This is a genomic window from Bradyrhizobium sp. HKCCYLRH3097, assembly GCF_051167875.1.
Lineage (GTDB): Bacteria > Pseudomonadota > Alphaproteobacteria > Rhizobiales > Xanthobacteraceae > Bradyrhizobium.
In genome coordinates this window covers 302719-317525 of record NZ_JBNPTX010000004.1, presented here as the reverse complement: position 1 = coordinate 317525, position 14807 = coordinate 302719, and the positions used below count along the sequence as shown (strand labels likewise).

The following is a 14807-nucleotide window of genomic DNA, read 5'->3' as shown; positions in this document are numbered from 1 at the left end:
CATCGAGTCGTTAATTTGATCCAGCGTGCACAACCTTTTCTCAGGGAAGGTAAATTTCCGCCTCCGTAGAAATGCGGTCCAGCCCGTTTCGGCCGAGGATGCAGGCGCTCCTCCCACTATGACCTGGCGCAAGGCGGCGGGAGGCGGATCTGCGAACATTCATGCATCGTCGCTTCAGGAGCCACCATGTCGAAACCCATCCCGGACAAGGCCGAGATCGCGCTCGAATATCCCGACAAGTTCTATGCCGGCACGTTCGAGCATTCCTCGCGGTTCGAAGCCCATCTCGAATCATCCGGCCTGGCATTGACCCTGGAGCGGCCCGGCCCAGAGGACGTCCGCAAGTCGATCCATATGCACCTGAACTTCGGACTGCTCGCCGCGATTCTGCACGAGCTCGCCGCCGGCATCGCTTCGATGCCCAAGGACGACATCGTTCATCGCGAGCAGCTGCGCGACGCAGTCGCGGCTCTGCATCGAGCTCTTAACGCGCCTTAACCGGTTGTGCCGCGGCGGCACAAAGGGGCCCGGCGTTAACTCCCGGTTCAGCCTTCGTTAGTGCATTACTAACTACGCCAGAACCTTTGCCCGGAGAAGGTCGGGTTGGAGGCCGGTGTGCTGCGGGAGTGACAGCATTTTATTCAAAAGCGATCTATCTCCGATGCATCGACGGCGCGCGATGCGCGAGCCTTGTTAGTTGAGTATCGGAGACCCGCCATGAAGAAGATCCTGTTCGCAACCGTTGCCGTCGCCGCGCTGGCTTCGGCCCAGTCCGCTGTCGCCGCCGATCTCGGCGCCCGGACCTATCCCTACGCCACCAAGGCGCCGCCGGCTTACGCCGCCCCGATCTACAACTGGACCGGCTTCTATCTCGGCGCCCATCTCGGCGGCGCGTTCTCGAGCGACAACAACTTCTCCGGCCTCGCCACCGGCAACAACTCCAACGGCCGCTTCCTGGGCGGCTTGCAGGTCGGCGCCGACTGGCAGTTCGCACCGACCTGGGTGATCGGCGCCGAGGGCCAGTACAGCTGGCTGAGCGGCAGCGTCGGCGCCGCCTTCCCCGGCGGCCTCGTCTACACCAACAGCCAGCGCGGCCTCGGCTCGATCACCGGCCGCTTCGGCTACACCTGGGGTCCGGGCCTGCTCTACGTGAAGGGCGGCTACGCCTATTCCGACAACAACGAGAAGGTGACGTTCGCCGGCACGCCGGTCGGCTTCGCGACCAATGGCGACCATCGCAACGGCTGGACCGTCGGCGGCGGACTCGAATACATGTTCGCGCCGAACTGGTCGGCCAAGGCCGAGTATCAGTACTACAATTTCGGCAGCGCCACCTTCACGGCGCCCGCCGCGCTGGTGCCGACCGGCAGCTTCACCACCGACGACCACACCTTCAAGGCTGGCGTGAACTACCGCTTCAACTGGGGCGCTCCGCTCGCGGCCCGCTACTGATCCGCAGGCGTCAAATAACAACAAACGACGGGAAGGCCGGCAGCGATGCCGGCCTTTTCTGTCATAGGTTATCGAAAGCGCGGCCCAACAATCCCTTCCGTCCCGTTAAATGCCGCACGGTGAAATGCGAAAATGCGAGAAAACTCAGCACTGCCCGAGTAGTTTCCCGGATTTGTTAACCGCCCGCCGCGATACTGCCTGCAAGCAACAGCTCCAAGTAGTGCATATCGGGGGACACCAGAGATGGCGATTCGGTTCAGCTTCAGCAGGGTGCTCGGAGTCCTGCGACCCAGATGGGGCGTCCGCGGCAGCCTGTTCGCAGCCTTCGCAGTGATCGCCGGCATGGCGATCGCGATCAGCGTCGCTGCGGGACTGATGCTGCGACACGTCGGCGGCACCATGGTCGAACTCTCGGGCCGCGAGATTCCGCGCCTGACCGCGAGCCTGCAATTGCTGGCGCAGAGCTCCGGCCTGGCCAGCCTCGGCCCGGCGCTGCTGCAGTCCCAGAGCGAGGACGCGCTCAACGAGCGCCTGAAGAAGATGCAGGAGATCCAGAAGACCACGCAGGAGCGCCTGAGCGAGATCAGCGCGCTCGGCGCCGCGAAGAGCGTGGTGGCGCCGCTCGCCGAGACCATCAAGAACATCAACGAGGCCAATCAGAGCCTGGTGTCCGCCGCACGCGAGCGTCTCGAAGTCGCGGCCCTGCACAACAAGCAGTACGACGCGTTGCGCAAGGCGCAGGCGGACTTCACTGCCGCCGCCAACGAGCCGATGCTGGATGCCCAGACGCAGCTCAACGCCGTGCTCGGCGCGGCCGAGGTGTCGGCGGACGACGCGACGGCGGCCGCACGGTTCGTCGAGCAGCTCGGCAACGTGATCGCGTCCGGCAACCTGCTGGTGGCGCAGATGGCCGCCGCGCTATCGGCCAACGACAGCGACACGCTGGAGACGATCGAGCGGCAGTTCAAGGAGGCGCTGGCGCAGCTCAAATCCAATCTCGAATTGCTGCCGACCGGCCGCAGCACCAAGGCAATCCACGATGCCGCGCTGAAGCTCGCCGCACTCGGCGAGGGCAAGGCCCGCGTGTTCAAGACGCGCGAGAAGGAGCTCGACGCCAACGATTACGGGCAGACCGTGCTGGAGGAGACGCGCAAGCTCAATGTCGGTCTCGACATCAGCGTGCAGCAGCTCGTCGAAGGCGTGCGCAAGTCGACCGAAAGCACCACCGGCACGGCGGGCCGTGACATCGAGCTGGCAACGCTCGGCATGGCCGGTGCCGGCGCAGCCACGCTGCTCGGCTCGGTGCTGTTCGTCTGGCTCTATGTCGGCGGCAACATCCTGCGCCGGATCAAGCGGCTGCAGCAGGCGATGCAGACGCTGTCGAGCGGCGATCTCGACACCGAGATTGCGGCCTCGAAGCAGCGCGACGAGATCGGCGCGATGGTCGACACCCTGCAGGTGTTCCGCGAGAACATGGTCCGTGCCCGCACCCTGGCCGCCGAGCAGGACCGCGAGAATGCCGCCAAGGCCGAGCGCGCCGCGCGCATGGAGGCCCAGATCGCCACGTTCGAGGCGACGGTGCGCAGCGCCCTCGGCACGCTGCAGAACTCCGCCACGGCCATGCAGGCGACCGCGCAGAGCATGTCACAGACCGCCGACCAGTCCAACTCGCTGGTCAATGCGGTCGCGGCGGCTGCCGAGGAGACCTCGGTCAACGTCCAGACCGTGTCGGCCGGCACCGAGCAATTGTCGTCGTCGATCGCGGAGATCAGCCGCCAGGTCGTGACCTCGGCCCAGATCGCCAAGAAGGCGGTCGAGGAAGCCGGCGCCACCGATTCGACGATGCAGGGGCTCGCCGACAACGCGAGCCGCGTCAGCGTCGTCGTCGACCTGATCCAGGCGATCGCCTCGCAGACCAACCTGCTCGCGCTCAACGCCACCATCGAGGCGGCGCGCGCGGGCGAGGCCGGGCGCGGCTTCGCGGTGGTCGCGCAGGAGGTGAAGAGCCTGGCGAGCCAGACCGCCAAGGCCACCGACGAGATCCGCACCCAGATCGCAGGCATGCAGCAGGTCGCCTCGTCGGCGGTGTCGGCGATCCGCAACATCGGCGAGACCATCTCCGAGATCGACAACGTCACCACCGCGATCGCCGCCGCCGTGGAGCAGCAGGGCACCGCGACGCACGAGATCGCCCGCAACATCCAGCAGGCGGCCTCCGGCACCACCGAGGTCTCCAACAACATCACAGGCGTCTCCAGCGCCTCGGCCCAGGCCGGCACCTCCGCCAACGAGGTGCTCAGTGCCTCCGAAGCGCTGCGGCGCGAGGCCGACACCCTGCGCGCCGAGGTCGATGCGTTCCTGACCAACATCAGGGCGGCGTAGTTGCTACTCGCCGGTCATTCCGGGTTCGAGGCCTGCGGCCTCGCCCCGGAATGACGGGGGCGTGGCGAAGCAGAAGGCGTCGAGGCAGGTCATGCTGGCGCGACCCGACGCAGCTTCCGTACCCCGGAATGCCGTCCAGCCATGTGTTTTTCGGCTGGCGCTCGCGCGCGGCGGCCGTTAATCGATGAGGCATGACGAAGACAGACACCGTTCACTCCTCCGCCGAAGCCCTGCGCTATCCCTGGGAGCAGCATCCCGGTGAGGATCAGGTCGTCGAGGTCGCGCCCGGCGTGCTGTGGCTGCGCCTGAAGCTGCCGTTCCGCCTCAACCATGTGAACATCTATCTGCTCGCCGATGGCGATGGCTGGGTCGCGGTGGACTCCGGCTTCGGCAACGAGGAGTCGATCGCCGCCTGGACGCGGCTGCTCGATGGCCCGCTCAAGCACGTCAAGATCAGCCGGCTGATCGTGACGCATTCGCATCCCGACCATGTCGGGCTCGCCGGCTGGATCGTCGAGCGCTTCGACTGCCCGCTGGTGATGTCGCAGGTCGAGTACCTGCAGTCGGTCTATCACCAGAACCGCGGCACCGAGGAGCGCCGCAATGCCCAGCGGCTGTTCTTCCGCCGCCACGGCATGGACGAGACCCTGACCGACAAGCTGCTCGGCCGCGGCCAGGAATATCTGCAGCGCGTCTCGGTGTTGCCGGCCTCCTACCGCCGCATCTCCCATGGCGACGAAATCCAGATTGGCAGCCGACGTTTCAAGGTCATCACCGGCGGCGGGCACGCGCTCGACCAGGTCATGCTGTACTGCGCCGCCGACAAGCTGTTCCTGTCCGCCGACCAGGTGCTGAGCAAGATCTCGCCCAATGTCAGCGTCTGGGCGGTCGAGCCCGACCAGAACTCGCTCGGCGAATATCTGGCGTCGCTGGCGAGCCTCACCACCACCCTGCCTTATGACGTGCTGGTGCTGCCAGGCCATGGCGTGCCGTTCTACGGGCTGAAGACGCGCATCAAGCAGCTCGCCGACCACCACGAGGAGCGCTGCCGGATGATCGCCGACGCCTGCCGCGACGAGCCGAAGACCTCGGCGCAGCTCGTGCCGGTCGTGTTCCACAAGCACGTGCTCGACCCGCACCAGATGGGCTTCGCCGCCGGCGAGCTGATCGCCCATGTCAACTACATGCTGGTCGAGGGCCGCCTGACCAGCCAGACCATCGACGGCGTGCTGCATTATCGCACCACCTGAGGCTGCGGGGCCGCGACGCCGCCGCGTCGCCGCAATCCCGGCGCCGTTCGGCCGAGATCACTCCCCCCTTGGACAAATCGCCCAATTCCCGCCTTGGGATTCCGGCTCGACAGCCGCTCTGGAAACGCTCTAAGAAGACCTTACGCCACGCATGCCGCGAGGTTTTCGCTTCAGGTGCTGCACTGCAGCGCGCCAGTTCGGGTTTCGTGATGGACTACAGCCAGTACTTCAGTGCCGCCCTCGGTCGCCTGCATGATGAGCGTCGCTACCGAGTCTTCGCCGATCTCGAACGCATCGCCGGCCGGTTCCCGCACGCGACCTGGCACTCGCCGAGCGGACCGCGCAATGTCGTGATCTGGTGCTCCAACGACTATCTCGGCATGGGCCAGCACCCGAAGGTGGTCGGCGCGATGGTCGAGACCGCAACCCGCGTCGGCACCGGCGCCGGCGGCACCCGCAACATCGCCGGAACCCATCATCCCCTGGTGCAGCTCGAGGCCGAGCTCGCCGACCTCCACGGCAAGGAAGCGGCGCTGCTGTTCACCTCCGGCTACGTGTCGAACCAGACCGGCATCGCCACGCTCGCCAAGCTGATTCCCGACTGCCTGATCCTGTCGGACGCGCTGAACCACAATTCGATGATCGAGGGCGTGCGCCAGTCCGGCTGCGAGCGCCAGATCTGGCGCCACAACGATCTCGCCCATCTCGAACAGCTCCTGATCGCCGCCGGTCCTAACAGGCCGAAGCTGATCGCCTGCGAGAGCCTGTATTCGATGGACGGCGACGTGGCGCCGCTGGCTGCGATCTGCGATCTCGCCGAGCGCTACAATGCGATGACCTATGTCGACGAGGTGCACGCGGTCGGCATGTACGGCCCGCGCGGCGGCGGCATCGCCGAGCGCGATGGCGTCATGCACCGCATCGACATCCTCGAAGGCACGCTGGCGAAGGCGTTCGGCTGCCTCGGCGGCTACATCGCCGCGAAGGGCGAGATCATCGATGCGGTTCGCTCGTACGCGCCGGGCTTCATCTTCACGACCGCGCTGCCGCCGCCGATCTGCTCGGCCGCCACGGCTGCGATCAAGCACCTGAAATCGTCGAGCTGGGAGCGCGAGCGCCACCAGGACCGCGCCGCACGGGTGAAGGCGGTCCTCAATGCCGCCGGCCTGCCGGTGATGACCAACGACACCCACATCGTGCCGCTGTTCGTCGGCGATCCCGAGAAGTGCAAGCAGGCCTCCGATCTCCTGCTGGAAGAGCACGGCATCTACATCCAGCCGATCAACTACCCGACGGTCGCCAAGGGCACCGAGCGCCTGCGCATCACGCCCTCGCCCTACCACGACGACGGCCTGATCGACCGCCTGGCCGAGGCCCTGCTGCAGGTCTGGGAACGCCTGGGACTCGCGCTCCACAAGAAGCCGCTGGCGGCGGAGTAGCTCCCGACCGTGCAACGCGAGCCGCCGCCACACACGCGGTGCGCTCCCCTCCCCCTTGCGGGGAGGGGTTGGGGGTGGGGGTCCACGAATCCGACTTTCAGTGAGAGCCGAGGCCCTTCAGCGCGACAAATCCGGCTGTTTGAGATTTGGACAGCGCACGCCAACTTCCTTCATCGCCCGGAGACCCCCACCCCCACCCCCTCCCCGCAAGGGGGAGGGGAGCCGACTGACCTCGCCGTGAGAGATCGACTCCCACAGGCTGTATTCGCCTAACCACATCCTTGCATCTGAGGCGCGCCCGCCCCTTAACGACGCCGCCTGATTCCCGCTTCCGCCGCCACATCCCTATCGCTCCGCCTCCCGCAAAGCGCTAGGTTTGCTGCCCGTCCAGAGGGATCGATCGAGGAGTTGGCGTCAAGGCATGCTGCACGACTGGGGCGTGATCCTGGCCGCGTTCGGCTATATCGGGTTCCTGTTCCTGGTCGCCAGCCGCGGCAACCGGGCCGGCGAACGGCGGCCGGCAGAGAGCCGCGGTCGGCTGGCCGGGCTGATCTACCCGCTGTCGCTGGCGATCTACTGCACGTCCTGGACCTTCTTCGGCTCGGTCGGCTTTGCCTCCCGCACCAGCGTCGACTTCCTCGCGATCTATCTCGGGCCGATCCTGATGGTCGGCGCCTGCACGCCGCTGCTGCGCCGGGTGATCCGGCTCGCCAAGTCGCAGAACATCACCTCCGTCGCCGACCTGATCGGCGCCCGCTACGGCAAGAGCCAGGCGGTGGCGGCCACCGTGGCGCTGATCGCGATCATCGGCTCGGTGCCCTACATCGCGCTGCAGCTCAAGGCCGTCGCCTCGTCGCTGCAGACCATCCTGATCGACGACCGCGCCTTCGCCCACATCCCCTTCGTCGGCGACATGGCGCTGATGGTCACCTTGGCGATGGCTGTCTTCGCGGTGCTGTTCGGAACGCGGCAGACCGACGCCACCGAGCATCAGCACGGCCTGATGCTGGCGGTCGCGACCGAGTCGATCATCAAGCTGGTCGCCTTCATCGCCGCCGGCGCCTTCGTCACCTTCTGGATGTTCTCGCCGGTCGAGCTGATCGAGCGGGCCATGAAATCGCCGGAGGCCGAGCGCGCGCTGGAATATGTGCCGGGCATCGGCAATTTCCTCACCATGACCCTGCTATCGTTCTGCGCCGCGATGCTGCTGCCGCGCCAGTTCCATGTCAGCGTGGTCGAGAACGCCGACGATGCCGAGGTGTCGCGTGCGCGCTGGCTGTTTCCGCTCTATCTGATCGCGATCAATCTGTTCGTGATCCCGATCGCTCTCGCCGGCCTCATCACCTTCCCGTTCGGCGCCGTCGACAGCGACATGTACGTGCTGGCGCTGCCGATCGAAGCCAATTCGCAATGGCTGTCGATCCTGGTCTTCGTCGGCGGCCTGTCGGCGGCGACCGCGATGGTGATCGTCGAATGCGTGGCGCTGTCGATCATGGTGTGCAACGACATCGTCGTGCCCCTGGTGCTGCAGCGCCAGGAGCAGCGCGAGATCGGCCGCGACTTCGCCGGCTTCCTGCTCGGCACCCGCCGCATCGCGATCTTCGCCATCATGGTGATGGCCTATTTCTACTACCGCGCGCTTGGCAACACCCAGCTCGCCGCGATCGGCCTGCTGTCGTTCGCCGCCATCGCGCAGCTCGCACCGAGCTTCTTCGGCGGTCTGTTCTGGCGGCGCGCGACCGCGCGCGGCGCAATGGGCGGCATGCTGGTCGGCTTCGCCGTCTGGCTCTACACGCTGTTCATCCCGAGCTTCCTCGACACCTCCACCGCCGGCATCCTGTTCCTGCAGCACGGTCCGTTCGGCTTCGAGCCGCTGCGGCCGCAGGCGCTGCTCGGCACCGATTTGCCGCCGCTGCTGCACGGCGTGCTGTGGAGCCTGTCGCTCAATCTCTTGACCTACGTCGTGCTGTCGCTGGCGCGGCAGCCGTCGTCGATCGAGCTGTTGCAGGCCGACATCTTCGTGCCGGCCGAGCTGACGCCGAGTGCGCCGAGCTTCCGGCGCTGGCGCTCGACCGTGACGGTGCAGGACATCCAGAGCACGGTCGGCCAATATCTCGGTCCCGACCGTGCCCGCGCCTCGTTCGAGGCGTTCGCCGCCCAGCGCAACCTCCCGCTCGATCCGGCCGCGCCGGCCGATTTCGAGCTGCTGCGCCATGCCGAGCACCTGATCGCCTCCTCGATCGGCGCGGCGTCGTCGCGCCTTGTGATGTCGCTGCTCCTGCGCAAGCGCACGGTGTCGGCCAAGGCCGCGCTCAAGCTGCTCGACGATTCCCATGCCGCGCTGCATTTCAACCGCGAGATCCTGCAGACCGCGCTGAACCATGTGCGCCAGGGCATCGCGGTGTTCGACGCCGACCTGCAACTGATCTGCTCCAACGGCCAGTTCGTCGACCTGCTCGGGCTGCCGCCGGATCTGGTGCAGATCGGCAGTCCGTTGAAGGAAATCCTCGAATTCATGGGCACGATCGGCGCGCCCACCTATGAGGACGGCGAGGCGCTGCTGGCGCGGCGGCTCGCCGCCTACACCACCGAAGGCGAGCCCTATCTGGAACGCCTCGCCGACCGACACATGGTGATCGAGGTCCGCACCAACCGCATGCCGGATGGCGGCCTCGTCATCACCTTCACCGACGTCACGCCCTCGTTCGAAGCCGCCGAGGCACTGGAGCGCGCCAATGCGACGCTGGAGAAGCGCGTCCGCGACCGCACCGAGGAGCTGACGCGGCTGAACTCGGAGCTGGCGCTGGCGAAGAGCGCCGCCGAGGACGCCAACATCTCCAAGACGCGCTTCCTTGCGGCGGCCAGCCACGACATCCTGCAGCCGCTGAACGCGGCGCGGCTCTACGTGACGAGCCTCGTCGAGCGGCAGACGGCCGGCGAGGATTCGCGCCTGGTCGAGAACATCGACGACTCGCTCGAGGCGATCGAGGAGATTCTCGGCGCGCTGCTCGACATCTCCCGGCTCGATGCCGGCGCGATGACGCCGCAGGTCTCGAGCTTCAAGATGGCCGACCTGATGCGCTCGCTGGAGATCGAGTTCGCGCCCGCCGCGCGCGCCAAGGGTCTGGAGCTGGTGTTCGTGCCGTCGTCGCTGCCGGTCGAGTCCGACCGTCTGCTGTTGCGCCGGCTGCTGCAGAACTTCATCTCCAACGCCATCAAGTACACCCCCAAGGGCCGCGTGCTGGTCGGCTGCCGCCGCCACGGCCAGTCGCTGCAGATCGGCGTCTACGACACCGGCGTCGGCATCCCCCCGGTCAAGCGCGGCGAGATCTTCAAGGAATTCCACCGCCTCGAGCAGGGCGCGCGGATCGCGCGCGGCCTCGGCCTGGGGCTGTCGATCGTCGAGCGCATCGCGCGCGTGCTGAACCACGGCATTGCGCTGGACTCGCGGCCCGGCCGCGGCTCGGTGTTCTCAGTGACGGTGCCGATCGCCAAGGCGATCAACCACACCGCCGCCGTCACCACCGCGACCCCGCTGGCGACGACGCCGATTGCGGGCGCCCTGATCGTCTGCATCGAGAACGATCCGGCGATCCTCGACGGCATGAAGACCCTGCTGACGGCGTGGGACGCCGAGGTGATCGCCGTCCCTGATCCGGAGTCCGCGATGGAGGCGATCGCGGCGCGCGACGGCGCCGTCACCGGCCTGCTCGTCGACTACCATCTCGACCGCGGCAACGGCATCGCCGCCATCCGCGACATCCGCCGCCGCTTCAACGAGGCGCTGCCCGCGATCCTGATCACCGCCGACCGCAGCCCCCACGTCCGCGCTGCCGCCCGCGACGACAACATCGCCGTGCTCAACAAGCCGCTGAAGCCGGCGTCGCTGCGGGCGTTGTTGGGACAGTGGCGGATTCAGCAGATGGTGGCGGCGGAGTAAGGGCGGCTGCCAAGTCACGACCCTCGCCGCGTTGCTGCCTTGCCGGGACTGTCCCCCATCCGCTCGACCAGATAGTCCACGAACACCCGAACACGCGCGGGCGTGTTGGCGCCGCCGACGAAGACGGCGTGAAAGACCTCCCTGTCGCCGGGATTGAACGCTTCGAGCAGCGGCACCAGCCGCCCCTCTGCGATCGCGTTGCCGAGGCTGAAATCGCCGACGCGGGCGATGCCGACGCCATCGAGCGCGAGCTGGCTGAGCGTGTCGCCGCTGTTGGCTTCGACGGCGCCGCGCACCTTCAGCGCATAGTCGACGCCATCGCGGCGGAACGGCCACACCGGCTCGGCGCGGCGAAAGCTGAAGTTCAGGCAATTGTGGTTGTAGAGGTCTTCCGGCGCCTCCGGCACGCCCCAGCGCGCCAGGTAGTCGGGCGAGGCGACGATGGTGCGGCCGTTGTCGCCGAGGCGGCGCGCGGTGAGCGCGCTGTCGGGCAGCGGACCGCCGCGAATCGCGACGTCCGCCTGCCCCGCCGCCACGTCGACGAGCCCGTCGCTCAGATTGATGTCGACCAGGATGTTCGGATAGCGCCGCACGAACTCGCCGAGCAGAGGGACGATGCAGACGCGGCCGTGCGAGAGGGCGGCGCTGACCCGGATGCGCCCGCGCGGCGCGCCCTGGTCTGCGATCGCCTGCTCGGCCTCGTCGAGGTCGGCGAGAATGCGACGGGCGGCCGCGAGATAGGACTGCCCCTCGGCGGTCAGCGTCAGCGCCCGCGTGCTTCGCAACAGCAGCCGCGCGCCAAGCCGCGCCTCGATGCGGTCGAGCGTCCGGCTCACAGCCGATGGCGTCAGCCCGAGACTGCGACCAGCGGCCGAGAAGCTGCCGCTGCCGGCGACGGCGCAGAACACTTCGAGATCCCTGGCACGATCCGCGCTGGCCAGTACCATCTTTGCGTCCCGATCAAAAATCCTTGGCGCGGCTACCCTCTAATACCGCGCACCTCCCTCGTCTAGCTTTGCGTGCATCAACACGGCCACTGAGGAGATCGCCATGACCCTTCCCCGCCTGCTGCAACGAACCGCCCTCGCCGCCAGCGCGCTCACGATGCTGACCAGCGCCGCCCTCGCCGACGCAACCGACGCGCCCGGCAATTTCCCGAAGACCTTCCGCACCCAGGAGATCCCGACCAACGGCACCACGATCCATGTCCGCGTCGGCGGCAGCGGACCGGCGGTCGTCCTGCTGCACGGCTATGGCGACACCGGCGACATGTGGGTGCCGCTCGCCGCTAAGCTCGCCGAGAACCACACCGTGATCGTGCCCGACCTGCGCGGGCTCGGCCTGTCCGCCCGCGCCGACAGGGGCTTTGAGAAGGCCAACCAGGCCGAGGACATCACCGGCGTCATGGACGCGCTGGGCGCGCGCACCGCCGAGGTCGTGGCGCACGACATCGGCAACATGGTCGCCTATGCGCTGGCGGCGCGGCACGCCGACCGCGTGACCAAGCTGGTGCTGATGGATGCGCCGGTGCCGGGCATCGGCCCGTGGGAGGAGATCCTGAAGAACCCGCTGCTGTGGCACTTCCGCTTCGGCGGCCCCGACATGGAGCGCCTGGTGGAGGGGCGCGAGCGCATCTATCTCGACCGCTTCTGGAACGAGTTCTCGGCTAACCCTGCCCACTTCCCGGAGGCCGCGCGCGTCCATTACGCGCAGCTCTATGCCGGCCCGGGGCGGATGCATGCGGGCTTCAGCCAGTTCGCCGCCTTCGATCAGGACGCGATCGACAACCGCGCCTGGCTCGCGGCGCATGGCAAGCTGACGATGCCGGTGCTGGCGATCGGTGGCGCGGCGTCCTTCGGCCCGACCATGGCGGTGGTGGCACGGGCCGGCGCGTCCAACGTGCAGGAGCAGGTCATCCCCGGCTCCGGCCATTGGCTGATGGAGGAGCAGCCGGCCGCGACGGTCGCTGCGATCGACGCCTTCCTCAACGGGCAGTCCGCCGCCACGCCGCCGCGCAACTGATCCAACGCAGCAGAAGGGCGCCGATCATGTCGACCCACACATGCGATGATGCGATCGGCGGGGCCAACGCCTCGCAAAGGCGCGCGATCATCTTCATCCACGGCCTGTGGCTGAAGCCCGGCTCGTGGGATCGGTGGGTCGAGCTGTTCGACGCCGCCGGCTACGCCGGGTTGGCGCCCGGCTGGCCGGCGGAGATGGGTGGCGCCGCCGCGCCCGAAACCATCGGCGAGGTAGCGGCGCACTTCGCCGCGATCGCGGGCGCACTCGACCGGCGCCCCGCCCTCATCGGCCATTCCTTCGGCGGCCTGATCGCGCAGATCCTCGTACGCAAAGGCAGTTGCTTCGGACGACAGGTTCAAGGCTCCCAATGTGGAATGGGACTTCGTTGCAATATCGAATAGCTTGACTCGCGACACCGAAATTGAGACGCGCCAGACTGGCAAAGCACGCGGCTTAGTGGCCGAGTATGACGAGCCGAAGGTTCGAGTTTGGGTAAAGACCTGGGGTCAGATAATCTCGGAATCCGAAGGTCGCCTAACATTTTACAAGCGACGCCTGGAGTACAAGGCCAATGACGTAGAAGCACTTCGATATCTGCGAACGGTCAATCCCAATTATCTTAGCGACGAAGTGAGGGAGGAGATTGCTACACTCGATCTCAAAGATCAGGTCTAGCCGACCGGATTGATGTACGGACCAACAAGGCGTCACTTGCTCCACAAGACTGGAAGGCCTCGGTAACAGTCCAACAAAACTCAACGTCGCAAACCTCGCGGCAGGGCGCCTCGGCACACCTGCGGAATCTTACCGTGGCTTTGGGGAGACTTGCACGGAGATGGGCCTAAGCGAAGCTTGCGCACTTTGCTCTGCGTCCCCCTAGATACAGACTTTCTTTTTCCCCGAAATCGTGCTACCCCTTGAGTCGTCCCGTGCTCGTCATGAGGGGCGCTTCGCGATCGTCACGAACGTGGGGTGCGGGACGCGGTGGGCGCGTCGGGTCGCAGCGTGATCATTCATGCCGACGAACGATCCGGCGCGCACGGTCAAGCCGTGTGGTCCTGGCATCCCGGTGCTGATGCCAAGTCGGTGACGACGATGTTGCCGACGACGGGGGCAAGAACGCCGGTCCCCGGGGAGAGCTCGGAGCAGCCGTCAAAACCATCGCGCAGGGAGGGCCGGGTGTGTTCGGCCAGACCTGTGGTGACTGCCGCCTGCTTTTTTCTGCAGGCGGGCCACGGGCGCGGCCAGCGCCCGGCCTTCCCTGCGCCCTCTGTTCAAGAGGGTGGATGATCGGCAAAGCTCGGACGCGCGATGCGCCGCGAGGCCGTGAAGGTGTGTCGCGAGTGAAGCAGAAGGCGTGCGGAATGGACGCTGTCCACATACACTGCAAGACGGCATCAAGCGCCGGCCAATGGCGCCTCCGGCAGACAGCTGCGGGGTGTCGTCATTCCGGGGCGGCTCGCAGAGCCGAACCCGGAATGACGACTCATCCAGATTTTCCCGTCGCTTACTTCCCCGTCGGCGCGTCCTGCCGCCAGGCGCTGCCCGCGATCTTCGCCGCCGCAATCACCGCCTGCGTCCGGCTCTCGACACCGAGCTTCTGCAGGATGGCCGACACATGCGCCTTGATGGTCGCCTCGGAGACACCGAGCTCGTAGGCGATCTGCTTGTTGAGCAGCCCCTGCGACAGCATCATCAGCACCCGCACCTGCTGCGGGGTCAGCGTCACCAGACGGTCGCGCAGCCTGGTCATCTCCGGATCGGCGCCGGCCGCCAAGTCCGTGTCGGGCGGCACCCAGACGTCGCCGTCCATCACCTTCTTGATGGCATCGCGCAGCGTGTCGACGCCGAACCGCTTCGGGATGAAGCCGGAGGCGCCGAAATCGAGCGAGCGGCGGATCGTCGCGCCATCGTCGCTCGCCGACACGATGACGACCGGGATCGCCGGATATTGCGCGCGCAGATAGATCAGGCCCGAGAAGCCGGAGATGCCGGGCATGGTGAGGTCGAGAAGTACGAGATCGACCTCGGAATCCTTTTCCAGCAGCGCGGTGAGGTCCTCGAACGAACCGGCCTCGTCGACCACGGCCTCCGCGAGCACGCTCGCGACCGCCTGCCGCAAAGCGTTGCGGAACAGCGGGTGATCATCGGCAATGACGAGATGGGTGCTGGCAGCCGCCATGAATCCAGACTTGACCTTGCGAGACCGACGACGTGCTGCAACTGCACGCGCCCGGTTTTCCGGAAATACTCGCCCGGCCACCGGTTGCATGCAAGCGTCCAATTCCACTTGCAGGGAAGGCGGTTAATCCGAACCTTGTG

10 protein-coding genes are annotated in these 14807 nt (G+C 66.9%); 8 read left to right on the top strand and 2 right to left on the bottom strand.

What is annotated here, in order from left to right:
• The first annotated feature begins 186 nt into the window (after positions 1–186).
• From ACQR0U_RS12985 to ACQR0U_RS12960, 6 genes are all read left to right on the top strand, one after another.
• Positions 187–498: a hypothetical protein gene (locus ACQR0U_RS12985; RefSeq protein WP_315717894.1), complete on the top strand. Its 312-nt coding sequence runs from the start codon at positions 187–189 to the stop codon at positions 496–498.
• 219 nt (positions 499–717) lie between these two features.
• The gene (locus tag ACQR0U_RS12980) at positions 718–1452 is read left to right on the top strand and encodes an outer membrane protein (RefSeq protein WP_315717895.1); all 735 of its coding nucleotides are present in this window, start codon (positions 718–720) and stop codon (positions 1450–1452) included.
• 243 nt (positions 1453–1695) lie between these two features.
• The gene (locus tag ACQR0U_RS12975; protein ID WP_434872166.1) at positions 1696–3834 is read left to right on the top strand and encodes a methyl-accepting chemotaxis protein; all 2139 of its coding nucleotides are present in this window, start codon (positions 1696–1698) and stop codon (positions 3832–3834) included.
• A 191-nt stretch (positions 3835–4025) separates the two neighbouring features.
• A complete protein-coding gene (locus ACQR0U_RS12970) occupies positions 4026–5084 on the top strand; it encodes an MBL fold metallo-hydrolase (protein ID WP_434843287.1) in 1059 nt (352 codons plus the stop codon).
• Between the two features lie 209 nt (positions 5085–5293).
• On the top strand, positions 5294–6523 hold the full coding sequence (gene hemA / locus ACQR0U_RS12965; protein WP_315717898.1) for a 5-aminolevulinate synthase: 1230 nt from the start codon (positions 5294–5296) through the stop codon (positions 6521–6523).
• 421 nt (positions 6524–6944) lie between these two features.
• Entirely contained in the window at positions 6945–10463 is a 3519-nt protein-coding gene (locus ACQR0U_RS12960) for a PAS domain-containing hybrid sensor histidine kinase/response regulator (RefSeq protein WP_315717899.1), read from the top strand.
• 14 nt (positions 10464–10477) lie between these two features.
• On the opposite strand, the gene ACQR0U_RS12955 is transcribed toward ACQR0U_RS12960, so the two are convergent.
• A complete protein-coding gene (locus ACQR0U_RS12955; RefSeq protein WP_315717900.1) occupies positions 10478–11410 on the bottom strand; it encodes a LysR family transcriptional regulator in 933 nt (310 codons plus the stop codon).
• Positions 11411–11513: 103 nt separating this feature from the next.
• On the opposite strand from ACQR0U_RS12955, the gene ACQR0U_RS12950 reads away from it, so the two are divergent.
• Together ACQR0U_RS12950 and ACQR0U_RS12945 are read left to right on the top strand one after the other, a co-directional pair.
• Positions 11514–12485: an alpha/beta fold hydrolase gene (locus ACQR0U_RS12950; RefSeq protein ID WP_315717901.1), complete on the top strand. Its 972-nt coding sequence runs from the start codon at positions 11514–11516 to the stop codon at positions 12483–12485.
• Between the two features lie 26 nt (positions 12486–12511).
• Positions 12512–12886, top strand: coding sequence for an alpha/beta fold hydrolase (locus ACQR0U_RS12945; protein WP_315717902.1), 375 nt, complete (start codon positions 12512–12514; stop codon positions 12884–12886).
• A gap of 1106 nt (positions 12887–13992) precedes the next feature.
• Here the strand turns inward: ACQR0U_RS12945 and ACQR0U_RS12940 are convergent.
• Positions 13993–14667 (bottom strand): response regulator transcription factor, encoded by a 675-nt coding sequence (locus tag ACQR0U_RS12940; RefSeq protein WP_315717903.1) that lies wholly within the window; start codon positions 14665–14667, stop codon positions 13993–13995.
• Positions 14668–14807: the final 140 nt, after the last annotated feature.

Coding starts and splice junctions, on each gene's coding strand:
- ACQR0U_RS12985 (WP_315717894.1), top strand. CDS start 187: ATGTCGAAACCCATCCCGGACAAGGCCGAGATCGCGCTCGAATATCCC.
- ACQR0U_RS12980 (WP_315717895.1), top strand. CDS start 718: ATGAAGAAGATCCTGTTCGCAACCGTTGCCGTCGCCGCGCTGGCTTCG.
- ACQR0U_RS12975 (WP_434872166.1), top strand. CDS start 1,696: ATGGCGATTCGGTTCAGCTTCAGCAGGGTGCTCGGAGTCCTGCGACCC.
- ACQR0U_RS12970 (WP_434843287.1), top strand. CDS start 4,026: ATGACGAAGACAGACACCGTTCACTCCTCCGCCGAAGCCCTGCGCTAT.
- hemA (WP_315717898.1), top strand. CDS start 5,294: ATGGACTACAGCCAGTACTTCAGTGCCGCCCTCGGTCGCCTGCATGAT.
- ACQR0U_RS12960 (WP_315717899.1), top strand. CDS start 6,945: ATGCTGCACGACTGGGGCGTGATCCTGGCCGCGTTCGGCTATATCGGG.
- ACQR0U_RS12955 (WP_315717900.1), bottom strand. CDS start 11,410: ATGGTACTGGCCAGCGCGGATCGTGCCAGGGATCTCGAAGTGTTCTGC.
- ACQR0U_RS12950 (WP_315717901.1), top strand. CDS start 11,514: ATGACCCTTCCCCGCCTGCTGCAACGAACCGCCCTCGCCGCCAGCGCG.
- ACQR0U_RS12945 (WP_315717902.1), top strand. CDS start 12,512: ATGTCGACCCACACATGCGATGATGCGATCGGCGGGGCCAACGCCTCG.
- ACQR0U_RS12940 (WP_315717903.1), bottom strand. CDS start 14,667: ATGGCGGCTGCCAGCACCCATCTCGTCATTGCCGATGATCACCCGCTG.